Source organism: Burkholderia sp. PvR073 (assembly GCF_054055695.1).
In genome coordinates this window covers 466292-490784 of sequence record NZ_JBSRXO010000001.1, presented here as the reverse complement: position 1 = coordinate 490784, position 24493 = coordinate 466292, and the positions used below count along the sequence as shown (strand labels likewise).

20 protein-coding genes are annotated in these 24493 nt (G+C 67.3%); 18 read left to right on the top strand and 2 right to left on the bottom strand.

What is annotated here, in order from left to right; all coding sequences use genetic code 11:
* Positions 1-264: 264 nt before the first annotated feature.
* A complete protein-coding gene (locus ACVK00_RS02130) occupies positions 265-2067 on the bottom strand; it encodes an ExeM/NucH family extracellular endonuclease (RefSeq protein WP_284893675.1) in 1803 nt (600 codons plus the stop codon).
* 207 nt (positions 2068-2274) lie between these two features.
* On the opposite strand from ACVK00_RS02130, the gene ACVK00_RS02125 reads away from it, so the two are divergent.
* The 8 genes from ACVK00_RS02125 (at position 2275) to ACVK00_RS02090 (ending at position 9287) form a co-directional block, all read left to right on the top strand.
* Positions 2275-2628, top strand: a complete 354-nt coding sequence (locus tag ACVK00_RS02125) for a YciI family protein (RefSeq protein ID WP_138850166.1) — start codon at positions 2275-2277, stop codon at positions 2626-2628.
* Positions 2629-2753: 125 nt separating this feature from the next.
* Positions 2754-3176, top strand: coding sequence for a YciI family protein (locus tag ACVK00_RS02120; RefSeq protein ID WP_006752516.1), 423 nt, complete (start codon positions 2754-2756; stop codon positions 3174-3176).
* 26 nt (positions 3177-3202) lie between these two features.
* Positions 3203-3619 (top strand): VOC family protein, encoded by a 417-nt coding sequence (locus ACVK00_RS02115; protein ID WP_284893687.1) that lies wholly within the window; start codon positions 3203-3205, stop codon positions 3617-3619.
* Positions 3616-4884 carry an RNA polymerase sigma factor gene (locus ACVK00_RS02110; RefSeq protein WP_354123178.1) on the top strand — a complete coding sequence of 423 codons (1269 nt, stop codon included), beginning with the start codon at positions 3616-3618 and terminating at the stop codon, positions 4882-4884. Before ACVK00_RS02115 ends, ACVK00_RS02110 begins: the two co-directional genes overlap by 4 nt.
* Before the next feature lie 211 nt (positions 4885-5095).
* Entirely contained in the window at positions 5096-5518 is a 423-nt protein-coding gene (locus tag ACVK00_RS02105; RefSeq protein ID WP_006752513.1) for a rubrerythrin family protein, read from the top strand.
* A gap of 140 nt (positions 5519-5658) precedes the next feature.
* On the top strand, positions 5659-6996 hold the full coding sequence (locus tag ACVK00_RS02100; protein WP_284893695.1) for a heterodisulfide reductase-related iron-sulfur binding cluster: 1338 nt from the start codon (positions 5659-5661) through the stop codon (positions 6994-6996).
* A gap of 44 nt (positions 6997-7040) precedes the next feature.
* Positions 7041-7622: a DUF3501 family protein gene (locus tag ACVK00_RS02095; protein ID WP_284893697.1), complete on the top strand. Its 582-nt coding sequence runs from the start codon at positions 7041-7043 to the stop codon at positions 7620-7622.
* Positions 7623-8345: 723 nt separating this feature from the next.
* Positions 8346-9287: a transposase gene (locus tag ACVK00_RS02090; RefSeq protein WP_228910054.1), complete on the top strand. Its 942-nt coding sequence runs from the start codon at positions 8346-8348 to the stop codon at positions 9285-9287.
* A 121-nt stretch (positions 9288-9408) separates the two neighbouring features.
* Here the strand turns inward: ACVK00_RS02090 and ACVK00_RS02085 are convergent, their stop codons facing one another.
* A complete protein-coding gene (locus tag ACVK00_RS02085) occupies positions 9409-10935 on the bottom strand; it encodes a mannose-1-phosphate guanylyltransferase/mannose-6-phosphate isomerase (RefSeq protein ID WP_284893699.1) in 1527 nt (508 codons plus the stop codon).
* Between the two features lie 428 nt (positions 10936-11363).
* Here ACVK00_RS02085 and ACVK00_RS02080 point away from each other — a divergent pair, with 428 nt between their 5' ends.
* The 10 genes from ACVK00_RS02080 to ACVK00_RS02035 all read left to right on the top strand — a co-directional run bounded on the left by ACVK00_RS02080 (position 11364) and on the right by ACVK00_RS02035 (position 24241).
* Complete coding sequence (locus tag ACVK00_RS02080) at positions 11364-12737, top strand: undecaprenyl-phosphate glucose phosphotransferase (RefSeq protein WP_034176447.1); 1374 nt, start codon at positions 11364-11366, stop codon at positions 12735-12737.
* A gap of 67 nt (positions 12738-12804) precedes the next feature.
* The gene (locus ACVK00_RS02075; RefSeq protein WP_228909407.1) at positions 12805-14217 is read left to right on the top strand and encodes a UDP-glucose dehydrogenase family protein; all 1413 of its coding nucleotides are present in this window, start codon (positions 12805-12807) and stop codon (positions 14215-14217) included.
* A gap of 40 nt (positions 14218-14257) precedes the next feature.
* Positions 14258-14701, top strand: coding sequence for a low molecular weight protein-tyrosine-phosphatase (locus tag ACVK00_RS02070; protein ID WP_166724168.1), 444 nt, complete (start codon positions 14258-14260; stop codon positions 14699-14701).
* Positions 14695-15873, top strand: coding sequence for a polysaccharide biosynthesis/export family protein (locus tag ACVK00_RS02065; protein WP_228909408.1), 1179 nt, complete (start codon positions 14695-14697; stop codon positions 15871-15873). Before ACVK00_RS02070 ends, ACVK00_RS02065 begins: the two co-directional genes overlap by 7 nt.
* 50 nt (positions 15874-15923) lie before the next feature.
* Complete coding sequence (locus ACVK00_RS02060; protein WP_284893706.1) at positions 15924-18149, top strand: polysaccharide biosynthesis tyrosine autokinase; 2226 nt, start codon at positions 15924-15926, stop codon at positions 18147-18149.
* A gap of 61 nt (positions 18150-18210) precedes the next feature.
* On the top strand, positions 18211-19170 hold the full coding sequence (locus ACVK00_RS02055) for a glycosyltransferase family 2 protein (RefSeq protein WP_228909410.1): 960 nt from the start codon (positions 18211-18213) through the stop codon (positions 19168-19170).
* Between the two features lie 110 nt (positions 19171-19280).
* The gene (locus ACVK00_RS02050) at positions 19281-20417 is read left to right on the top strand and encodes a glycosyltransferase family 4 protein (protein ID WP_284893709.1); all 1137 of its coding nucleotides are present in this window, start codon (positions 19281-19283) and stop codon (positions 20415-20417) included.
* A 10-nt stretch (positions 20418-20427) separates the two neighbouring features.
* Positions 20428-21894 carry an O-antigen ligase family protein gene (locus ACVK00_RS02045; RefSeq protein WP_006752501.1) on the top strand — a complete coding sequence of 489 codons (1467 nt, stop codon included), beginning with the start codon at positions 20428-20430 and terminating at the stop codon, positions 21892-21894.
* Positions 21891-23075 carry a glycosyltransferase family 4 protein gene (locus tag ACVK00_RS02040; RefSeq protein WP_354123177.1) on the top strand — a complete coding sequence of 395 codons (1185 nt, stop codon included), beginning with the start codon at positions 21891-21893 and terminating at the stop codon, positions 23073-23075. The genes ACVK00_RS02045 and ACVK00_RS02040 overlap by 4 nt, the downstream gene beginning before the upstream one ends.
* Positions 23075-24241, top strand: coding sequence for a glycosyltransferase family 4 protein (locus tag ACVK00_RS02035; RefSeq protein WP_166724175.1), 1167 nt, complete (start codon positions 23075-23077; stop codon positions 24239-24241). Before ACVK00_RS02040 ends, ACVK00_RS02035 begins: the two co-directional genes overlap by 1 nt.
* Positions 24242-24493 lie beyond the last annotated feature (252 nt).

Sequence of the window (24493 nt, the reverse complement as noted above, 5' to 3'; positions counted from 1 at the left end):
TCAAATCAGCCAATTGAGTTTCGAGACAAATTTTCAATTCGTCGGCAAGATCCCCCGGAAGCACCGCGCGATGGGGTCAGGCGGCGGTTGAAAAAATTTCGAGATCGGGCGAAGCGCCATAAAGGAGACCATTGCCGCCGTGAAAGCCCGGTAAATATGGCGTCGCCCGGCCTGTCAGGTAAATAGTGCCGTTGCACGCGTTCTGTTGATGCAATTGCACTAATTGCCATTCTTTCGTTGAGCAGGGTTTGTGCCCGCGGCGGCTCAGGTGGCGCCTTCCTCCAGCGCAAGGTCGATGACGACGGGATCGTGATCCGACGAACGGTATGCATCGGGTGCGTAATAGGCGGCCTGTTGCGCCGGGGTTTTGTAATCGGGCACGGCTTGCAGTGCAATCGGTTCATCGGCGTTGATGTGCCAGGCATGCACGGCTTTCACGCGGGCGGCGAGCGGCGGCGTGGCGAGTGCGTGGTCGAGGTTCCCCGCTTCGCCGCGGAATACATAGGAGTAGCCGGCATTGCCGGCGAAGCGGGCGACGAGGTTGGCGTAGCCGCGCGATTCGAGCGCGCGCAGCGGGTCTTCCTTCGCGTAGCTGTTCAGATCGCCGATCAGCAGCACGCCGTCGGCCGCGGCGCCGGTCGGCGACGTGGCAAGCCAGGCGGCGACGCGTTCAGCCGCGCGCGTACGCGTCGCATTCCAGCAGCCCTGGCCGTCCGACTGGTCGAGATCCGGGCCGGTGGCGTGCGGGCAGTTCTTCGACTTCAGGTGGTTGACTGCGACCGTGAACGCGCGGGTGCCGCCGATGCGACGGAACGTCTGCGCGAGCGGCGGGCGATTCCGGCCGTCGAGCGCGATGGTCGCGGCGCGCCCGACGGGCTCGATCGTCCGGCTGTCATACAGCAGCGCGACCGCGATCGCATCGCGCCCGAGCCGTGCGGTGCCGGGGTCGACCGCGCGCCAGTTGCCGCCGAGCCGGGCCGCGAGCCGCTGCACGGCGCTCGCAGGGCCGTGACCGTTGTTCGCGATTTCCATCAGGCCGATCACGTCGGCGCGCAGCGCACGCAGCGCGGCCACGAGCTTCGCGTCCTGCCGAGCGAAGGCGGCGGGCGTCTTCGCGCCGCGGCCGGACGGATCGCCGAAGCCGCCGCCCGCGCCGTCGCCGTTGAAGTAGTTGAATACGTTGAATGACGCGACCCGCACGTCGGCTTGCGGATGCCGTGCCGGCGCATCGGCCCGCGGATTCGACGCGGCATCGAAGGCGGGCGCCGAGGACGATACGGGCTGCAGTCGCCACGTGCCGTAGCGCCGCTCGAGCACGCCTTCGATGCCGCGCACCGTGTAGCCCGCGCGCAGCGTGTTGGCGGCGCTCAGCGCAGGCGGCGGATAGCGGGCGGTCGCAGGGTTCACGCGGCTCGAACCGTCGTCGAGCACGATGCGGTTGCGTGCATTGGCCGCCGCCTGCGCGGCGGCTTCGGCCGGCGGCACCACGTGAGTCGGCATGTACAGGCGGCCATGGCTGAGCACGATGCTGCCGTAGCGGCCGAGTTCGTAAGTATCGCTGACCGTCAGCGTTTGCGGAAAGCGCACCCGCATGCCTTCATGCGCGGCGAATACCGACTCGCTGTCGACCGGCAGCATCAGCGCGACCGGCGTGACGCCCTGCCCGCGCGCGCAGACGGCCACGCGGCCTGCCAACGCGAGTTGCGTCCGGCCGTATTTCTGCTCGATCCTGCCGGTGACGTGCACGCGCTCGCCCGGCCGGACGTGCGCATTCGGCGCATACACAAACAGGCCTTCCGGCACGCCCGGCCGGCGTCGCCGCTGCGCGTCAGCCTGCTGGACGAAGAATCCGCCGAAGCCATCGGGGCCGCCGAATGCCGCGGTGACGACCGCTTCGATCGACGTGGTGTGCCCGGCCAGCGGCGAGCGGCCCGCGGGATGCCGGATGTCGGCGATCGCCGTGGTGGCGCCGCCGCAGCCCGCGCTGACCGGCAACGCGGCGGTGGCGGGCGGAACGGACAGGACGAGAAAGGCGGCAAGCGCGAGCGGTGACGGCAGGGGTGACATGGCGTGGCACACAGGAAGAAAATTCGAAGGTTCGGGAGGCATCTTGACGGCAAAATCGCGTGCCGCGATCGAATTGGCCATCAGGCCAGTGCCGAATGGCCAACGATGACGGCAGGGCCGGCCGGGGCTGTTACGCTTCGCACCTGACGTGTCATTCCGGCCTGCGATCCGAACGCTTCCGCGCACGGCCCCCAACAGGAGATTTCCATGTCCTACATGCTGTTGATTGTCGAACCGACCGGCCAGCGCGCCGAACGCACGCTTGAAGACGGGCAGGCGCTTTACGCGCGGATGGTCGATTTCGCCGAGACGCTGAAAGCGCGCGGCGTGCTGCGCGGCGTCGAATCGCTGGAGCGCTCGGAACGCGCGACGCGCGTCGAGGTGCGCGACGGCGAGACGCGCCTCGTCGACGGCCCGTTCGCGGAGGCGAAGGAAATGGTCGGCGGCTTCTTCATCGTCGACGTCGACACGCGCGACGAAGCGATCGAGATCGCGCGCCAGTGTCCGGCTGCACAATGGTGCACGGTCGAAGTGCGCGCGGTCGGCCCGTGCTTCCTGTGACGGCTGCGCCTTGGTGTTTACCCGTGCTCGTCGCGCGGCATGTCGATCCGGCAGCCTGTCATCCGTCGTCCGGATAAGGCGCCGATGAACGGACGCCGCTTTTCACCGACGACAAGGAGTGAACGATGCGATTCATGATCATGATCCGGGCGAACGCCGTCAGCGAATCCGACGCATTGCCGGACAACCGGCTGGTCGAGGCGATGACGGTCTATCACGAGGAGCTGGCCAAGGCCGGCGTGCTGCTCGATGCGAACGGCCTGCGGCCGAGCGCGCGCGGCTGGCGCGTGCGGTACACCGGCGGCAAGGGCACGGTGGTCGACGGCCCGTTCGCGGAGACGAAGGAACTGATTGCCGGCTATACGCTGATCCAGGTGCGCTCGCGCGACGAGGCGCTCGAGTGGACGCGCCGGTTCCCCGCGCCGTTCGGTGCGGAAATGGACTGCGAGATCGAGGTGCGTCCGCTGTTCGAGCTCGACGACCTGACGCCCAGCGACGCGGTCGAGCGGTTCCGCGAACTCCATGTCGGACGCGGCCAGGCCGTCTGAATCCATCGTCGCCGGGAGCGCGCTTCATGCACAAAACGATCTTCATCAACCTGCCGGTGGCCGACCTGCCGCGCGCGACGGCGTTCTATGTCGCGCTCGGCTTCGAGGTCGTGCCGGCCTACACGACCGAGCAGGGCGCCTGCATCCGGATCGGCGATGCGATCTTCGTGATGCTGCTCGTGCGGCCGTTCTTCCAGACCTTCACCGGCAAGACCATCGTCGAACCGGCGACGCACGTACAGGTACTGCCGTGCCTGTCGTGCGACAGCCGTGCCGAGGTCGACGCGGTGGTTGCGAAGGCGCGGGCGGCCGGCGGCGCCGTGCCGCGTCAGGCGCAGGCGTGCCCGGGCATGTACAGCCACGATTTCGCCGATCCGGACGGCCACGAATGGGGACTGGTATTCGTGGAGCAGGACGCGATCGGGCAGGGGCCGGCGTCGTGACGCGCGAGGCGACCCATCGTGCGATCGAGGCCGTCTGGCGAATCGAGGCGCCGAAGATCATTGCCCGCGCCGCGCGCGTGGTGCGCGACGTCGGCGTGGCCGAGGAGCTCGCGCAGGACACGCTCGTCGCGGCGCTCGAGCACTGGCCCGTCGACGGCGTGCCCGACAACCCGGCCGCGTGGCTGATGACGGCCGTGAAGCGGCGCGCGCTCGATCGGGTCCGGCAGGAGTCGCTGCATGCGGCGAAGCGCGATCAGCTCGGGCATGAAATGGACGCGCTCGAAGCGCACGTCGTGCCCGACATCGCGGAGGCGCTCGCCGACGCGAGCGACGACGACATCGGCGACGATCTGCTGCGGCTGATCTTCACGTCGTGCCATCCGGTGCTGTCGACCGATGCGCGCGTCGCGCTGACGCTGCGGCTGCTCGGCGGGCTGACCACGAGCGAGATCGCGCGTGCGTTCCTGGCGCCCGAGCCGACGATCGCGCAGCGCATCGTGCGCGCGAAGCGCACGCTTGCGGCGGCACGCGTGCCGTTCGAGGTGCCGTCCGCTGCCGCGCGGCCCGCACGGCTCGCATCGGTGCTCGAAGTGATCTACCTCGTGTTCAACGAAGGCCATGCGGCGACCGCCGGCGACGACTGGACGCGCCCGGCGTTGTGCGACGAGGCGCTGCGTCTCGGCCGCGTGCTGGCCGGGCTCGTGCCGGACGAAAGCGAAGTGCTCGGGCTTGTCGCGTTGATGGAGCTGCAGGCGTCGCGCATGCATGCACGCACCGATGCGCAGGGGCGGCCGGTGCTGCTGCTCGACCAGGACCGCAGCCGCTGGGATCGGCTGCTGATCCGGCGCGGCCTCGCGGCGCTCGAGCGGGCCACGAAGCTCGGCGGCGTGCGCGGCCCGTATGCGCTGCAGGCCGCGCTGGCGGCGTGCCATGCACGCGCGCGGCACGCGTCGGAAACGGACTGGGCGCAGATCGTCGCGCTGTACGACGCGCTCGCCGAAGTCGCACCGTCGCCGGTCGTCGAGCTGAACCGCGCGGTGGCGGTGGGGATGGCGTTCGGGCCCGCCGCGGCGCTGGAAATCGTCGACGTGCTGCGCGACGATCCGGCGCTCGCGCGCTATCACTGGCTGCCGAGCGTGCGCGGCGACCTGCTCGCGAAACTCGGCCGCACGGACGAGGCGAAGATCGAGTTCCGCCGCGCGGCGGAATTGACCCGCAACGAGCGCGAAAGGGAATTGCTGCTCAAGCGGGCGACGGACGCGTGACGCACGGCAAGCGCCGCCGCAGCGAGGGACTGAAACCGTCCCCAATTCACTCCGCCCGCTATCGCCCGGATTGAAAAAGCCTATTGGGGGATGCGATCGCCAGCGCCTAGATTAAAAGGCACGACGCGTGCGCCACACGCACGCATCGTGCCCTACATACATCATCGGCCCGGCTTCGCACGCGGCTGCGCCGACTCGAACGGAGGCGCAAATGGCTCAACTCAAGGGCAGCAAAACCGAAGAGAATCTGAAGGCCGCATTCGCGGGTGAATCGCAAGCGAACCGGCGCTATCTGTATTTCGCTTCGAAGGCTGACGTCGAAGGCCAGAACGACATCGCCGCGCTGTTCCGCTCGACCGCCGAAGGCGAAACCGGCCATGCGCACGGCCACCTCGAATATCTCGAAGCAGTCGGCGATCCGGCGACGGGTTTGCCGTTCGGCTCGTCGCGGCTGAACCTCGAATCGGCAATCGCCGGCGAGACGCACGAATACACCGACATGTATCCGGGCATGGCGAAGGCCGCACGTGACGAAGGCTTCGACGAAATCGCGAACTGGTTCGAGACGCTCGCGAAGGCCGAACGCAGCCACGCGAACCGCTATACGAAGGCGCTGGACGCACTCGTCGACTGACGCGGCCCCCTGCAAGGCCGCACGGCCCGGTCGGCAAATTCCGCCGACCGGCGGCCGTGCGTCGATCGCCGCCCGCATAGCGCGGGCGGCGCGTCCGCGCGCATGCGCGCCACCGCATGCGCGCCACGCTGGAGCGCCCCATGCCCCACAAGGAAGGCAGTCTCGAAGCCCCGACCCGGCATCCGCTCGACTGGCAGTCCGAAGCGTTCTACGACCAGGCGGCGATCGATGCGGAAATGACGCGCGTGTTCGACATCTGCGCGGGGTGCCGACGCTGCGTATCGCTGTGCGGCGCATTCCCCACGCTGTTCGATCTCGTCGACGACACGCCGACGGGCACCATCGACGAAGTGCCGAAGGCGGCGTTCGGCAAGGTCGTCGACCAGTGCTACCTGTGCGATCTCTGCTACATGACGAAGTGCCCGTACGTGCCGCCGCACGCATGGAACGTCGACTTCCCGCACTTGATGCTGCGCGGGAAGGCCGCGCGCTACCAGCGCGGCGAAGCGCCGCTGCGCGACAAGGTGCTGTCGAACACCGACGCGCTCGGCCATTTCGCGGGCATTCCGATCGTCACGCAGGCGGTGAATGCGGTGAACCACACGCCGCCCGCGCGGCACGCGCTCGAAGCGGCGCTCGGCGTCGATCGCGACGCGTGGCTGCCGGAGTTCGCGCCGCGCAAGTTCCGGCGCACCGCGAAGCGCTCGGACGGCCCGCCGGTGCGCGACGGCGAGCGCACGCCCGGCAAGGTCGCGATCTACGCGACGTGCTACGTGAACTTCAACGAGCCGGGCATCGGCCACGACCTGCTCGCGATCCTCGCGCACAACGAAATCCCGTACGAACTCGTCACGCGCGAAGCCTGCTGCGGCATGCCGTTGCTCGAGCAGGGCAATCTCGCGGGCGTCGCCGCGAAGAAGGCCGTGAACATGCCGGTGCTGGAGCGCTATGCGCGCGAAGGCTACGCGCTGATCGGCGCGATCCCGAGCTGCGTGCTGATGTACAAGAGCGAACTGCCGCTGATGTTCCCTGGCGACGAAGCCGTGCGCGCGGTGGCCGATGCATTCTGGGATCCGTTCGAATACGTGATCGCGCGGCATCGCGACGGTTTGCTGAAGACCGATTTCAAGCAGGGCCTCGGCACTGTGTCGTATCACGTGCCGTGCCACGCGCGCGTGCAGAACATCGGCCGCAAGACGGCCGACACGCTGTCGCTCGTGCCCGATACGCGCGTGAACGTGGTCGAGCGCTGTTCGGGTCATGCGGGCACGTTCGGCGTGAAGAAGGCCTTCCATGCGGACGCGATGCGGATCGGCACGCCCGTGTTCAAGGCGATGGCCGAGCCGAAGCCGGACTTCGTGTCGTCGGACTGCGCGCTCGCCGGCCATCACATCGTGCAGGGCATCGACGAGAAGGGGCTGCCGGCCGCGCCGCTCGCGCATCCGTTGACGCTGCTGCGCCGCGCGTACGGCATCTGAGGCAGCCACCCGGCGAAGACATTGACCCTATCCGAGGACATCCCATGACGCTGACCCGCGAATCGCTGCTCACGCTCGAAGCGTACGCAAAGATCCGCAAGACCGAACACGCGCGGCTCGTCGCGCACAAGCGCCGCCGCGCGGTGGCGCTCGGCAACCATCTGCGCTTGCTGTTCGAGGACGAGACCACGATCCGCTACCAGATCCAGGAGATGCTGCACATCGAGAAGATCTTCGACGAGGCGGGCATCGAAGGCGAACTGGAAGCCTATCTGCCGCTCGTGCCCGACGGCACCAACCTGAAGGCGACGCTGCAGATCGAATACGAGCACGAGGCTGAACGGCGGGCGGCGCTCGCGCGGCTGATCGGCGTCGAGGATCGCGTGTACCTGCAGGTCGACGGGCATCCCGCCGTGTACGCGATCGCCGACGAGGATCTCGATCGCGACAACGCGGAGAAGACGTCCGCCGTGCATTTCGTGCGCTTCGAATTGAGCGCGCCGATGCGCGTGGCGCTCAAGGACGGCGCGACGCTGTCGATCGGCTGCGACCACCCGGCCTATACGTTGCCGCCGCAACCAGTGGAAGCGGACGTGGCCGCGTCGCTGGCCGGCGATCTGCGCTGATATACACGGCCGCGCGCAGCGTCCGTCCGGCGCGTCGTTCCGACCCGCACACGGTCTTCCCGCCGCCTCGGTCGCGCGATCGGCTGCCCTTCGGCCCGAGGATGTAACAAGCCTGTCCCCGCTTGCATGCCGGGAAACAATGTGCATTGCACGGTCAGATCGCTTTCATCACTCGCAGGGAAGCAATAAAAAGATTGTGCGTGGAGATAATTCGGTTCAGCGGGATTTGAACGATTTACCGATCCGTGAATATCTTGTTACGAAGTTTTCCCTGATTTACCGATTTTAGGCGGCGCTTTCCGGGATTGTTACGGGGAAGGGTCGGAACAGCCTGGAAGGAGCGCCGGCCGGGCCTCGGTCGCACCCCGCAGAGCCCCGCCAGACGGGGCTTCCCAGCCTCACGCATAAAGATCGCGTAAAAAAATTCATGCGTAAATGGATTGCGCATCCATGCCAGGTTGTTTCAGTACGTAACATTAAGTCATTGTCATATTGAGAGAAACCCTGAGGATGGTATGCTTCGTGCACAAAAATTCCCACATTGGAGTGAGACCGTGATTTGTGCGCCATTGCCGGGAATGGCGGCACCGCGAAAGTGCGGTGTCGCGCCGGCATGCACAACAATCGGATAACCATAATGTGCAACCGGGCCGCCCCGTCACGCAAAGCGTGACGACGGCGCCGACAATCGCAGCCCGGCCTGGCTGCGTGGAGAGATCTACTATGTTCTTCGATGAGCTTAACGATGAAGAGTGGGTTCGTCTTTCAACGCTGATCGCCGATGAACCCATCCGGCTGAACCGTCGAGGCCGTCCACGTGCCGAACCGCGCGTTGTCGCCAACGCGGTCCTGTGGATCCTGACGACCGGTGAAGCGTGGTCCAAACTGCCCGGGCGCTATCCGTCCGGGCCGACGTGCCGCCGCCGCTACGAAGAGTGGCTCGCGAACGGCACGTTGCTGCAGATGATCGACGTGCTGACCCAATTCAGCGGGCGTACGTTCGCGTATGTGCCGCCGCCGCCCGTGCCCGTGGCGCCCGCGTGCCGTGCCGAACCCGTGCCCGACAACGATCGTCTGCGCGGCGTGTTCTGGCAGAACCCCGAGTCGTGGCAATTGCCGGTTGCCCAGGCAAACGTTTGGGATGGCGAGGGCGCGACGCTGGCCGCGATGTCGAACACCAACACGGACCAACCGTCCGGCGCGTCGTTCGCGGTGCCCGGCGCGCCGCCCGCCGGGTTGCGCCGCGGGCGGGCGTCCGCCACGAGCTTCGCCGCGGCCGAGCCGCAAGTCGACGAGTATCGCGGCTATACGATCTACGGCAGCGCGCAGCCGGTGCAGAACCTGATGTACCGCGCGTGGGCCGAGATCATGCAGGACGACCGGCGCGTCGAGCGCTCGGGCCTGATCGGCCCGCGCTTTACCGACGCGGAAGCAGCGGAGCAGTACGCGCTCGACTGGGCGCGCCAGTGGATCGATCGCCATGGTGCGAGCGACGAGCCGGTGCGTGTGCCGCAAGGCGAAGTGCTGGCCGGCTTGTCCGCGCTGGCGCGTGCGGAGTCGGACATCAAGCGCTTCATCGCCGAGCGTCGCTCGGGTGTGCTGTCCGAGGGCCGCAACGACCCGGTGCAGTCGGATCGCCGCGAGTATGCGTATCGTGTAGGTTGATCGTCATCCGAACGAAAACGCGCGGGTCGTCGTGTGTCACGGCGCCCGCGCATTTTTTTGTCTCCTCCATGCGCGTGATGCGGGGCGCACCGTCGAGACGGCGCGCCCCGCATCCACTGCGTCACTGGCGTCCGTAGGTATCGTCGTAGCGGACGATGTCGTCCTCGCCGAGATACGCGCCCGACTGCACTTCGATCAGCTCGAGCGGCATCTTGCCCGGGTTCTCGAGACGGTGCGATACGCCGAGCGGGATGTACGTCGATTCGTTTTCGGACAGCAGGAAGGTTTCCTCGCCGCGCGTGATGCGCGCGGTGCCGCGCACGACGATCCAGTGTTCGGCGCGGTGGTGGTGCATCTGCAGCGACAGTCGCGCACCCGGCTTCACGACGATGCGCTTCACCTGGAAGCGCTCGCCCATGTCGACCGAGTCGTAATGGCCCCACGGGCGGTGGACCTTGCGGTGATCGGTCGCTTCCGCGCCGCGTGCGGCCTTGATGCGCCCGACGATTTTCTTCACGTCCTGCACGCGGGACTTGTCGGCGACGAGCACGGCGTCGGGTGTTTCGACGACGACAAGATTCTGCGTGCCGACGCACGCGACGAGCCGGCTTTCCGAATGCGCGAAGGTCGACGTGGCGTCTTCGAACAGCACGTGGCCGCGGCCGACGTTCTCGGCATCGTCCTTCGGCAGGATCTGCCAGATCGCGTCCCACGAGCCGACGTCCGACCAGCCCGCGTCGAGCGGCACGACCACGCTTTCGCACAGTTGCGGCAGGTTCGCGAGCGGCTCCATCACCGCATAGTCGATCGAGTTGGACGGCGACGCGGCGAACGCGTCGCGATCGACGCGGAAGAAGTCGCCGTCTTCCTTGCCGTTTGCGACGGCCTGCTCGCAGGCCGCGTAGATCTCGGGTTCGAGCTGGCGGATCGCGTTCAGCCACACCGATGCGCGCACGATGAAGATGCCGCTGTTCCACCAGTACTCGCCGGACGCGACGTACTGCTGCGCGAGCTCGAGATGCGGCTTCTCGACGAAGCGGTCGAGACGGCGCACGTCGAGGTCGCCGGTGGCGGCGTCGCCGAGCGGTGCGCCGACGCGGATATAGCCGTAGCCCGTTTCGGCGCGGCCCGGCACGATGCCCATCGTCGCGATCTTGCCTTGTGCCGCGCAGTGCACGCCGGCCGCGACCGCCGCATGAAAGCGCGCCTGGTCGGCCACCGCGTGGTCGGCCGGCATCACGGTCATCACGGCATCGCTGCCGCCGGCGACGATGCGCAGCGCGGCGAGCGTCAGCGCGGGCGCGGTGTCGCGCCCGAGCGGCTCGAGCATGATCGATGCACGCTTGCCGGTCAGGCGCAGTTGTTCGGCGGTGGTGAAGCGGTGATCCTCGCCGCAGACGATCAGCACGTCGTCGTTCAGCGGAAGACCGGTCGAGAGGCCGTCGAGCCTCAGCGCGGTGGATTGCAGCAGCGAATGATCGCCAAGCAGGCCGATCAGCTGCTTCGGATAGTGTTCGCGCGACATCGGCCACAGACGCGTGCCCGAACCGCCGGCAAGAATCACCGGCTGCACCGCGACGCGCGTAGCGGCGTCGGTTGCGGCGGAAGAAGATGGGCGCGTATCGGCTACCACGGCCGGAGCATTCATGATGACACTCTCCTCGATTGAAGTCAGTGCCTGTTTGTAGCATGAAGTAAATCGACAATAAAACCGGGCGCCTTGCGCGATATTCTCTTCGCGCACGTATCCGGGAAAATTTTCCGCGATGACATCCGGCGCAAAGAAAAAATAAAAAATAATTCAACGAATCGGGCGCGCATGCCTTGCCACAAAGGGCTGGCGAGAACCGTAAAGTTTTCAAAAAAAGCCCCGATTCGGGCTCGATTCGGGAAAACGTGCCGATTTAATTCAAGAATATCGCGGCAAGAATTTCCGATTATTTTTCGAAATACTTGTGAGCTTGAGGATGAATTTTCTTACCGCTTCAATAGCGTCATGCAACGTTTGAATCGAATGTGCGGCACGGGCTGCACGAGGAGCTGTTCGGCAAACGCCTGTTCAAAGAGGAAGCGAACATGTTGAGCGTGCTGGCGAGAGTCATCGATATCGCGATGGTCGTGTTGGGGGCGTTGATCGCCGCCGCGCTGCACGACGGCAGCATCTGGCTCAACGATCTGCAGCGCACGACGGTGTTGTTCGACTGCCTGCTGGTCGTCGTGTTCTTTCCGGCGATCGGCATCTATCAGTCGTGGCGCGGCAAGCGTCTCGTCGGGCTGGTGGGGCGTGTCGCGTTCGCGTGGCTGGTGGTCGAGCTCGCGGGCATCCTGATGAGCTTCAGTTTCCACCAGTCGGGCGATCTGTCGCGGCTGTGGCTGGGCTATTGGGCGCTCGTGACGATGGCGTTGCTCGCCGGCTCGAAGGCCTGCGTGCACGTCGTGCTGCGGCAACTGCGGCGCGGCGGCTACAACCTGAAGGCGGTCGCGATCGTCGGCGGTACGCCGGCCGCGCGGCGGCTGATCGCGCAGATGCGGGCGCGGCCGGAAGCAGGCTTCAACCCGGTATGCGTATACGACGAAAGCGAAGTGCCGGGCGAAGTCGCGCTCGACGACGTGCGCATCGAGCGGCAGTTCGAATCGCTGGTGTGGCTGGTGCGCAGCCGCGCGATCAGCGAGCTGTGGCTCACGCTGCCGATCACGGAGGAGCGCCGGATTCACCAGATCGTGACGGTGTTCCGCCACGACTTCGTGAATATCCGCTTCATTCCGGACGTGCGCACGCTGTCGTTCTTCAACCAGGAAGTGGTCGAGGTGCTCGGCGTGCCGGCGATCAACCTCGCGGCGTCGCCGATCACCGACGTGCGGATCCTGCCGAAGTTCGTGTTCGACCGGCTGTTCGCGCTGGCGGCGCTCACGGCGCTGGCGCCGCTGATGCTGCTGATCGCGTGCCTGATCAAGCTGACGTCGCGCGGGCCGGTGTTCTTCCGCCAGAAACGCAAGGGCATCGACGGGCACGAGTTCGAGATCTACAAGTTTCGCTCGATGAAGGTGCATCAGGAAGTCGCGGGGCAGGTCACGCAGGCGACGAAGAACGACACGCGCGTGACGCCGGTCGGCCGCTTCCTGCGCCGCACGAGCCTCGATGAACTGCCGCAGTTCATCAACGTGCTGAAGGGCGAGATGTCGGTGGTCGGCCCGCGGCCCCATGCGCTCGCGCACGACGACATCTACAAGGATCTGGTGAAGGGCTACATGTTCCGCTACCGGATCAAGCCGGGCATCACCGGCTGGGCGCAGATCAACGGCTTTCGCGGCGAGACCGATCAGATCGAGAAGATGATGGGACGCGTGAAGCTCGATCTGTACTACATGCAGAACTGGTCGTTCTGGCTCGACATCAAGATCGTCGTGCTGACGCTCTGGAAAGGTTTCACCGGCAGCAACGCTTATTGACGCAGCGCCCGCGCAGGCGTTCCGGTTTTACGAATTTCGAATCATTGGTCACGAGGTCCGACACATCATGAATCTGACTATCATCGGCAGCGGTTACGTAGGACTTGTCACCGGCGCCTGTCTCGCCGACATCGGGCACGACGTGTTCTGTCTCGACGTCGATCAGGCGAAGATCGACATCCTGAACAACGGCGGCGTGCCGATCCACGAGCCGGGCCTCAAGGAAGTCATCGCGCGCAACCGCGCGGCGGGCCGCCTGCGCTTCTCGACCGACATCGAGGCCGCGGTCGCGCATGGCGACGTGCAGTTCATCGCGGTCGGCACGCCGCCCGACGAGGACGGCTCGGCCGACCTGCAGTACGTGCTCGCGGCGGCGCGCAACATCGGCCGCTACATGAAGGGCTTCAAGGTGATCGTCGACAAGTCGACGGTGCCGGTCGGCACGGCCGAGCGCGTGCGCGCGGCGGTCGCCGACGAACTCGCGAAGCGCGGCGACGACCCGATGTTCTCGGTCGTGTCGAATCCGGAATTCCTGAAGGAAGGCGCGGCGGTCGACGATTTCACGCGGCCGGACCGCATCGTGATCGGCTGCGACGACGACGTGCCGGGCGAGCGCGCGCGCGAACTGATGAAGAAGCTCTACGCGCCGTTCAACCGCAACCACGAACGCACGCTGTACATGGACGTGCGCTCGGCCGAATTCACGAAATACGCGGCGAACGCGATGCTCGCGACGCGCATCTCGTTCATGAACGAGCTCGCGAACCTGGCCGACCGCTTCGGCGCGGACATCGAGGCCGTGCGCCGCGGGATCGGCTCCGATCCGCGCATCGGCTACCACTTCCTGTATGCGGGCTGCGGCTACGGCGGCTCGTGCTTCCCGAAGGACGTCGAAGCGCTGATCCGCACGGCCGACGAGCATGGCCAGTCGCTGCAGATCCTGAAGGCCGTGTCGTCGGTCAACGCGACGCAAAAGCGCGTGCTCGCCGACAAGATCGTCGCGCGCTTCGGCGAGGACCTGACCGGCCGCACGTTCGCGATCTGGGGCCTGGCATTCAAGCCGAACACCGACGACATGCGCGAAGCGCCGAGCCGCGAGCTGATCGCCGAGCTGCTGTCGCGCGGTGCGCGCATCGCCGCCTACGATCCGGTCGCGCAGCAGGAAGCGCGCCGCGTGCTGGCGCTCGATCTCGCCGATCACCCGAGCTGGCTCGAACGCCTCACCTTCGTCGACGACGAGGCTCAGGCCGCACGCGATGCCGACGCGCTCGTGATCGTCACCGAATGGAAGGCGTTCAAGAGCCCGGATTTCATCGCGCTCGGCCGGCAGTGGAAGTCGCCGGTGATCTTCGACGGCCGCAATCTGTATGAGCCGGAAGCGATGAGCGAGCAGGGTATCGAATACCACCCGATCGGCCGCCCAGGCTCGCGTCAGGCCGTCGCCGCCCGCGTGTCGGGCGCCGCGCGCGCGAACGCGTAACCCGCGCGTCACCGTTCCCCGTTACCCGAATCGAGACGCCATGTTCCGCAACATCCTGATCGTCTGTCACGCGAACGTCTGCCGCAGCCCGGCAGCGGAAATGCTGTTCAAGTCGCACACCGCGTCGCGCGGCGGCCCGCGCGCGACGTTCCACTCCGCGGGCGTGCGCGCGAACGATGGCGACGGCATCGATCCGGTGATGCGGCAACTGCTCGCCGAGCGCGGCGTCGATGCGACGACGCACCGGTCGCGTCGGCTGTCGCGCCGGCTCGTGCGCGACGCCGACCTGATTCTCGTGAGCGAGCGCGGACAGATCGCGGCCGTCGAATCGGTCGATCCGTTCGCGCGCGGCAAGGTTCACCTGCTTGGAAAGTGGGAGGACGCCGAGATCGCGGATCCGCATGGCGGCCCCGAGGCCGACTATCGCGAGAGCTACTCATTGATCGAACGTCTGGTTCAAGGATGGCTGCAAAAACTATGCTGAAACGTCCCATGCGCCCGCTGGCGCTTGCCGTCGCGATGACGACATTCCTGTCGGCCTGCGCGACCGCGCCCGGCAACTATCTCGATTCGTCGAACCTGAAGGACGAAGGCCGCCAAGGGCAGGCCGAAACCTATCCGGTTCATTACATCGACGCCAAGCTGGTGATGGATCAGCTGCAGAAGCAGCAGGTCGAGCACCCGCTGCCGCCGGGCCGTTACACCGATCCGTCGCAGTACGTCTACCGCGTCGGCCCGCAGGACATCCTCGGCGTCACGGTGTGGGATCACCCCGAGCTGACGACGCCGCAGGGCCAGTCGTTCTCGAGCGGCGGCAACACGACGCAGACGGTCGCGGGCGCGCTCCAGCAGCCGTATACGACCGCGCTGCCGGGGCAGGCCGATCCGTATGGCCAGACCGTGTCGGCCGACGGCACGATCTTCTTCCCGTTCGTCGGCCGCATTCACGTGGCGGGCAAGACGGTCGCGCAGATCCGCGAGCAGATGGCGTCCACCCTTGCGCGCTATGTGAAGAATCCGCAGCTCGACGTGCGCGTGCTGTCGTTTCGCAGCCAGAAGGTGCAGGTGACGGGCGAGGTGAAGCAGCCGGGCCCGCTCGCGGTGAGCGACGTGCCGCTGACGCTGGTCGACGCGATCTCGCGCTCGGGCGGCTCGACCAACGAGGCCGACCTGCAGCGCGTGCGCCTGACGCGCGACGGCAAGCTCTACACGCTCGACGCGAACGGCGTGCTCGATCGCGGCGAAGTGAAGCAGAACGTGATGCTGCAGCCGGGCGACATCATCAATGTGCCGGACCGCAGCGACAGCCGCGTGTTCATCATGGGCGAGGTCAAGACGCCGGTCACCGTGCCGATGCTCAAGGGCAGGCTGACCCTCGCCGATGCGCTGACGTCCGGCGGCGGCATCCTCGACACCGATGCGAACCCGCGCAAGATCTACGTGATGCGCGGGATGCATGACAACCCGACGAAGCCGGAAGTGTTCCGTCTCGACATGACGCAGCCGGATGCGCTGATGCTGTCGAGCCGCTTCCCGCTCCAGCCGCTCGACGTCGTCTACGTCAGCACGGCCGGCTCGGTGCAGTTCAACCGTGTGCTGCAGCAGGTGTTGCCGACGATCCAGACGATCTTCTTCATGCGGCAAATCACGCGCTGATAGCCCGCCGGGGTGGCACCTGCCCCCCGGCACCACTCAAGCGGGAATGAATGGTGAACACGCAAGCGAAACACACCTACGCGGGTCTGACCGCGAAAACCGAGGAAGAGGACGTCGTCCTCGGCCAGTTGCTCCAGGTGATCATGGACGACATCTGGCTGCTGCTCGGCATCGCGGTGACCGTCATCGCGCTCGCCGGCCTGTACTGCTTCGTCGCGAAGCCGGTCTATCAGGCCGACGTGCACGTGCGGGTCGAGGGCAACGACAATACGTCGCAGGCGCTCACGCAGACGCAGACGGGTGCATCGATCAACAGCGGCCCGCAGCAGGCACCGACCGATGCGGAAATCGAGATCATCAAGAGCCGCGGCGTCGTCGCGCCGGTCGTCGAGCAGTTCAAGCTGAACTTCTCGGTCGTGCCGAAGACGATGCCGGGGATCGGCAGCCTGGCCGCGCGCATCGCGACGCCGGGCGAGCCGTCGCGCGCGTGGTTCGGCCTGCGGTCGTACGCGTGGGGCGGCGAAGTCGCCGATATCGACTCGATCAACGTCGTGCCGGAGCTCGAAGGCAAGAAGATGACGCTGACGGCCGGCCCGGACGGCACCTATACGGTGGTCGACCAGAACGGCCGCCGCCTGCTGTCGGGCCGGGTCGGCGAATCGGAGCACGGCGGCGGCGTCACGCTGCTCGTGCAGAAGCTCGTCGCGCGTCCGGGCACGCAGTTCACGGTGGTTCGCTACAACGATCTCGACGCGATCACCGGCTTCCAGTCGGGCATCCAGGTGAGCGAGCAGGGCAAGCAGACGGGCGTCGTGCAGATCTCGCTCGAAGGCAAGAATCCGGACCAGACGGCCGAGATCGCGAACGCGCTCGCGCGGTCGTACCTGAACCAGCACGTGGTCGCGAAGCAGGCCGAAGCGACCAAGATGCTCGACTTCCTGAAGGGCGAGGAACCGCGCCTGAAGGCCGATCTCGAGCGTGCGGAAGCCGCGCTGACGCAGTATCAGCGCACGTCCGGCTCGATCAACGCGAGTGACGAGGCGAAGGTCTACCTCCAGGGCAGCGTGCAGTACGAGCAGCAGATCGCCGCCCAGCGCCTGCAGCTCGCGTCGCTTGCGCAGCGCTTCACCGACTCGCACCCGATGGTGATCGCCGCGAAGCAGCAGCTCGCGGAACTGCAGGGCGAGAAGGACAAGTTCAGCAACCGCTTCCGCAGCCTGCCGGCGACCGAAGTGAAGGCCGTCCAGCTCCAGCGCGACGCGAAGGTCGCCGAGGACATCTACGTGCTGCTGCTGAACCGCGTGCAGGAACTGTCGGTGCAGAAGGCTGGCACGGGCGGCAACATCCACCTCATCGACTCGGCATTGCGCCCGGGCGACCCGATCAAGCCGAAGAAGGTGCTGATCCTGTCGGCTGCGGTGTTCCTGGGCATGATCCTCGGCACCGGCGTCGTGTTCCTGCGCCGCAACCTGTTCCAGGGCATCGAGGATCCGGACCGCGTCGAGCGGACGTTCAACCTGCCGCTGTACGGGCTGGTGCCGCAAAGCGCCGAGCAGGTGAAGCTCGACGCAATGGCCGAGAAGGGCGGCGGCCGTGCGCGGCCGATCCTCGCGAGCCTGCGCCCGAAGGATCTGAGCGTCGAAAGCATGCGCAGCCTGCGCACCGCGATGCAGTTCGCGATGATGGACGCGAAGAACCGCGTGATCGTGCTGACCGGCCCGACGCCGGGTATTGGCAAGAGCTTCCTGACGGTCAACCTCGCGGTGCTGCTCGCGCATTCGGGCAAGCGCGTGCTGCTGATCGACGCCGACATGCGCCGCGGGATGCTCGACCGCTACTTCGGCCTCACCGCGCAGCCGGGCCTGTCGGAGCTGCTGAGCGATCAGTCGCCGCTCGAGGACGCAATCCGCGAGACGCCGGTGCAGGGCCTGTCGTTCATCTCGGCCGGCACGCGCCCGCCGAACCCGTCGGAGCTGCTGATGTCGACGCGTCTGCCGCAATACCTCGAAGGGCTCGGCAAGCGCTACGACATCGTGCTGATCGACTCGCCGCCGGTGCTGGCGGTGACCGACGCGACCATCATCGGCCGCATGGCCGGCGCGACCTTCCTGGTGCTGCGCTCGGGGATGCATACCGAAGGCGAGATCGCCGACGCGATCAAGCGCCTGCGTACCGCGGGCGTCGATCTGGAAGGCGGGATCTTCAACGGCGTGCCGCCGAAGGCGCGCGGCTACGGCCGCGGCTATGCGGCCGTCCACGAATACCTGAGCGCCTGACCGCATTGCACGAAACCGGGCCGGCGCGCATCGCGCCGCCCGGCCGAATGGAGAATCCTCGATGAAAATTTCCGTGCTCGTTCCGACCTTTCGGCGTCCCGCCGACCTCGCGCGCTGCCTGCTGGCGCTGCAGCGCCAGCAGCGGCTGCCCGACGAGGTGATCGTCGTCGCGCGCCCGGAGGACGATGCCACGCACGAGCGCCTCGCCGATCCGTCGGTCGGCGGCGCGCTGCCGCTGCGGATCGTGCCGGTCGACGTGCCGGGGCAGGTCGCCGCGCTGAACAAGGGGCTCGACTCGGCGAACGGCGACATCGTCGCGATCACCGACGACGATGCGGCGCCGCGCGCCGACTGGCTCGCGCGCATCGAAGCCGTGTTCCTGGCCGATCCGCGCGTCGGTGCGGTCGGCGGCCGCGACTGGGTGCACGAGAAAGGCCGCGTGCTCGACGAGTCGCGCGAGCTCGTCGGCCAGCTCACGGTGTCCGGCAAGATCATCGGCAACCATCACCTGGGTGTCGGCGGCGCGCGCGAAGTCGACATGCTGAAAGGCGCGAACATGAGCTACCGCCGCGCCGCGATCGAACGGTTGCGCTTCGACACGCGGCTGCGCGGCGCCGGTGCGCAGGTGCACAACGACATGGCATTCAGCATGCACGTGCAGCGCGAAGGCTGGAAGCTCGTCTACGACCCGGCGATCGCGGTCGATCATTTCCCGGCCGAGCGTTTCGACGACGACCGGCGCGATGCCGCCTCGCTGAATGCGATCAGCAATGGCGCGTACAACCTGCACCTGATCCTGCGCGAGCATCTGCCGCCGATGCGGCGCGAGCTCGCGTGGTGGTGGTGGACACTGGTCGGCACGCGCGTCTATCCGGGCTTCGCGCACGTGCTGCTGTCGCTGCACACCGCGCAGCGCGAGCGCGTGCGCGAGCACTGGCGCGCGGTGCGCCGCGGCGCACGCGATGCGCGCCGCGCCAACCTTGCCCCCCATCGTGCGGCGATGCCGCCGGTGACGTCTTGAACGAGCCGCGCGCGACGCATGGCCACCCCCGGAGGGCTTGATATGGTACGACCCGCTCATTTCCCTGAAGCCTGCCTGTCGGGGCATCCCACGGCACGGCGGAGGCTGACATGACTGCAACGAAGGTTCACGTCCACCTGTTTTACGGCGCCGATCCGCGGACCTACCGGAAAGGCGAGGACATCGGCTGCCTGTACGGCTATCACCACGCCGAATCCGACGAATTCCGCTTGACCTATTCGCAGGACCGGCGCGAGAACCGTGTCGCGAGCCTTGCGCGCCGTGCGCTGAAGGCAGCGCTCGGCTTCGACGTCGTGCACGCGTGGCGCAATCGCGCCGCGCTGCTGGACACCGACGTGATCTGGACGCACACCGAGCAGGAGCACCTCGCCGCGGCGCTGGTCCTGAAGCTCGCCGGCGCGCGGGGCAAGCGCCCGCTGCTGCTCGCGCAGAGCGTGTGGCTGTTCGACAAGTGGAACACGTTCGGCGGCGCGCGCCGCTGGCTGTATCGCAAGCTGCTCGCCCGTGCCGACGCGCTGACGACACTCGCCCGCGACAACGCCGAGCTGTGCCGCCGCTATCTCGGGCGCGACGCGGAGTTCGTGTACTACGGGCTGAACACGCAGGATTTCCCGCCGGTCGAGCCGCAGCAGTGGCAGGCGAACCGGCCGCTGCGGATCGCCGCGATCGGCAACGACCGCGACCGCGACTGGCGCACCTTCCTCGCCGCGTTCGGCGGCGACGAGCGCTACGACGTGCGGCTCGCGACGCGCCGCCGCGTGCCGCGCGAGTGGCATGCGCCGAACGTGAAGATCGGCTCGGCATCGGGCCTCGCGAAGCAGCACGAGCTGTACGCATGGGCCGACGTGATCGTCGTGCCGCTGCGGCCGAACTTCCACGCGTCGGGCATCACCGTGATGCTCGAGGCGGCGGCGGTCGGCAAGCCGATGATCGTGTCCGACGTCGGCGGGCTCAGCGACTACTTCCCGCACGACACGGCCGCCTACGTGCAGGCGTTCGATGCCCAGGCGATGCGCCAGGCCGCCGACCGCTTCGTGGCCGATCCGGTCGCCGCGCTCGAGTGCGCGCGCGCCGCGGCCGCGTGCCTGCGCGAGCGCGACCTGACCACGCAGGCGTTCGCCGAGCAGCACGTGCGCATCACGCGCGACATGCTGCGCCGGCGTCGCACGCCGGCGGCCGCCGGTCTCGCGATGCCGCTCGCGGATTCGCGTCCTTCGTCGCGGTGAGAGCGGATCGATGAGCACGATTGCCGCCGAACGCGAACCGTCGCGCAACCGCAGCTGGCTACCCGAGCGGAAGCACTGGGTCGGGCAGGCCGGGCTGTGGACGTTTACCGCCGCGCTGATCGCCATTCACCAGGGCAAGGTGCTGACGCTCGCGTTTCCGGTGCTGGCCATCGCGGTCGGCATCTGGCTGTATTTCAAGAGCCCCGCGCGCTACGTCGGCTTCATGTGGTGGGTGTGGTTCCTGAGCCCCGAGGTGCGGCGCCTGGCCGACTGGTCGAAGGGCGCGTTCACGCCGACCAGCCTGATCCAGGTCGCGCCGCTCGCGGTGACGATGATCGCCGCGTTCGGACTGATCAGGCATTACCGCGTGCTCGCGCAGCGGCGCGGGATTCCCGTGCTGCTGATGCTGTTCGGGCTGGCGTACGCGTATCTGGTCGGCATCGTGTCGAGCGGCGTGATGGCCGCGACCTACGACCTCGCGAACTGGGTGTACCCGGTGCTGATCGGCTTTCACATCATGGTGAACTCGCGCGACTATCCCGAGTACCGCGACGTGCTGCTGTCCACGTTCATGTGGGGCGCGGCCGTGATGGGCGTGTACGGGGTCGTGCAGTACTTCGTGATGCCGCAGTGGGACGTGCTGTGGATGATCGGGTCGAACATGGGTTCGCAGGGCGAGCCGGTGCCGTACGGCGTCCGCGTATTCAGCACGATGAACTCGTCGGGACCGTTCGCGTTCGCGATCATGGGCGCGCTGGTGTTCGTGTTCGCGGCGCCGCAGAAGGTGCGCTGGTTCGCGGGTGCCGCCGGCTTCGTGTCGTTCGCGCTGTGTCTCGTGCGCTCGACCTGGGGCGGCTGGGTGATCGCGCTCGCGATCCAGCTCCTGCAGTCGAGCAACCGCGTGCGGATGCGGATCCTGATCAGCGGCGTCGTGCTGGTCGGGCTGTGCGTGCCGCTCCTGACCGTCGGGCCGGTGGCCGACCGGCTCGGCGCGCGTCTGCAGTCGATTACGAACCTGAAGGACGACCGCAGCTACGACGACCGCAACAAGTTCTACGCGACCTTCGCGCAAACGGCGTTCACCGACGTCGCCGGCGAAGGGATGGGCGCGACCGGCGCATCCACCAAGCTGTCGAGCGACAGCGGCGAGCTCGGCAAGTACGGCAGCTTCGACAGCGGCGTGATGAACGTGCCGTTCGTGCTCGGCTGGCCCGGTACGCTGTTGTACCTGGCGGGTGTCGTGATGCTGCTCGGCCGTACGCTGCGCGCGGCGTTCAAGCTGCGCAAGGACAAGTTCGTCGGCGCATGCCTGAGCCTGTGCCTGTCGGTGTTCGCGATGCTCGTGTTCACGAACTCGCTGATCGGCACGGGCGGCCTGCTGCTGTTCACGGCCATTTTTTCAATACTATCCGCGGCGCACTGGCAGAAGGCGCAGCGCCTGCTGGCCGCCGCGCAATCACGGGGAGGCGACCATTGAGAATCGCGATCGTCACGCACGTCGTGCGACATAACGACGGCCAGGGCCGCGTCAATTACGAAATCGCGCGCGCGGCGCTGGCCGAGAACTACGAGGTCACGCTGGTCGCGTCGCATGTCGCGCCCGAGCTGCTGGCCGACCCGCGCGTGCGCTGGGTGCCGGTGAAGGTCGGTCGCTTCTGGCCGTCGAATCTCGTCAAGCAGCAGGTGTTCGCGCTGAAGAGCGCGTGGTGGCTGCGCGCGCATCGCGGCGAGTACGACGTGCTGCACGTGAACGGCTTCATCTCGTGGATCCGCGCCGACGTGAATACCGCGCACTTCGTGCATGGCGGCTGGTTCAAGAGCCCGTACTACCCGTTCGGGCTGACGAAGGGCATGTGGTCGGCCTACCAGTATGTCTATACGCGCGTGAACACCGCGCTGGAACGCTGGGCGTACCGGCGTTCGCGCGCGATCACGGCCGTGTCGCAGAAGGTGGCCGACGAGATCGCCGGGCTCGGCATCGACAGCCGCAAGATCAGCGTGATCTACAACGGTGTCGACGGCAGTGCCTTCGCGGGCGCGCAGGCCGATCGCGCGGCGTTCAAGCTGCCGGACGACGCGTTCCTGCTGCTGTTCGTCGGCGACCTGCGCACGCCGCGCAAGAACCTCGGCACCGTGCTGAAGGCGCTGACGAAGCTGCCGGCCAACGTTCATCTCGCGGTGGCCGGCTATCTGCCCGGCAGCCCGTATCCGGACGAGGCGCGTGCGCTCGGCATCGATTCGCGCGTGCACTTCCTCGGTCTCGTGAAGAACATGCCGACGCTGATGAGCTCGGTCGACGCGTACGTGTTTCCGTCGCGCTACGAGGCGATGAGCCTGTCGCTGCTGGAGGCGATGGCGGCCGGGCTGCCGGTCGTCACCGCACGAACGGCGGGTGGCGCGGAAATCATCACGCGCGAGTGCGGGATCGTGCTCGAGGATCCGGACGATCCGGCGGCGCTCGCGCGGGCGATCGGTTCGCTCGCGGCGTCGCGCGACACCTGCCGCGCGATGGGCGACGCGGCCCGCGAATTGATGACCCGTTTCGGCTGGGCCCATATGGGCGCCCAGTACGTCGCGCTCTACCGGCGCATCGGCCAACCCACGCAGCCGTCCGCCTTCGAGCGGGTCGAGCATGCGGTCACGCAGGAGCAATCGTGATGTCCCAATCTTCCCGGCCGATCAAATCGTTGCAGATCGGCATGCACTGGTTCCCCGAACGTGCGGGCGGCCTCGACCGGATGTACTACTCGCTCGTCGGCGCGCTGCCCGGTGCGGGCGTCGAGGTGCGCGGGCTCGTCGCCGGCTCGCCAAAGGTCGCCGACGACACGGGCGGCGCGATCCAGGGCTTCGGGCCCGCGTCGCAGCCGCTCGCGCGCCGGATGCTCGCCGCGCGCCGCGCGTTGCGCGACGAGATTCGCAGCGAGCGGCCGGACGTGATTTCGTCGCACTTCGCGCTGTACACGTTCCCGGGCCTCGACGTGACGCGCGGGATTCCGCAGGTGTCGCACTTCCAGGGGCCGTGGGCCGACGAAAGCCAGGTCGAGGGTGCCGCGTCGCTCGGGCAGCGCGCGAAGCGCTATCTCGAACAGGCCGTCTATACGCGCTCGTCGCGGCTGATCGTGCTGTCGCAGGCATTCGGCCAGATCCTGACGAACCGCTACGGGATCGAACCGTCGCGCGTGCGCGTGATTCCCGGCTGTGTCGATACCGCGCAGTTCGACACGCCGCTCACGCCCAGCGAGGCGCGGCACAAGCTGCAACTGCCGCAGGACCGGCCGATCGTGCTGGCCGTGCGCCGGCTCGTGCGGCGCATGGGGCTGGAGGATCTGATCGACGCGATCGGCCTCGTCAAGCAACGGCACCCGGACGTGCTGCTGCTGATCGCCGGCAAGGGCAAGATCGGCGAGGAATTGCAGCAGCGCATCGATGCGGCGGGGCTGCAGGACAACGTGAAGTTGCTCGGCTTCGTGCCGGACAACCATCTCGCGGCGCTGTACCGCGCGGCAACGGTCAGTGTCGTGCCGACGGTCGCGCTCGAAGGCTTCGGGCTGATCACCGTCGAATCGCTCGCGTCCGGCACGCCGGTGCTGGTCACACCGGTCGGCGGGTTGCCCGAGGCGGTCGCCGGGCTGTCCGACGATCTCGTGCTGCCGTCGACCGGTGCGGATGCGATCGCGGAAGGGCTCGGCGCGGCGCTGTCGGGCGCGATCACGCTGCCGGACGAAGCCGCGTGCAAGCGCTATGCACGCGAACACTTCGACAACGCGGTGATCGCGCGGCGCGTCGCCGGCGTGTACGAGGAGGCGATCCAGGCGGCGGGGTAAGCGAATGCAGTGCGCCGCCGCCGGATTCCGAGCGGCGCACGCGCAGGCGTCCGGTTCGCAAGCCGGACGCCTGCGCCGGATGCCTGCGCCGGATGCCTGCGCCGGATGCCTGCGCCGGACGCCTGCGCCGGATGCCTGCGCCGGACGCCTGCGCCGGATGCCTGCGCCGGACACCCAAGCCGGACACCCAAGCCGGACACACAAGCCGGCTCGCCCAATTCGGACGAGCCGGCTTTTTGTCGTTTGCTGCCG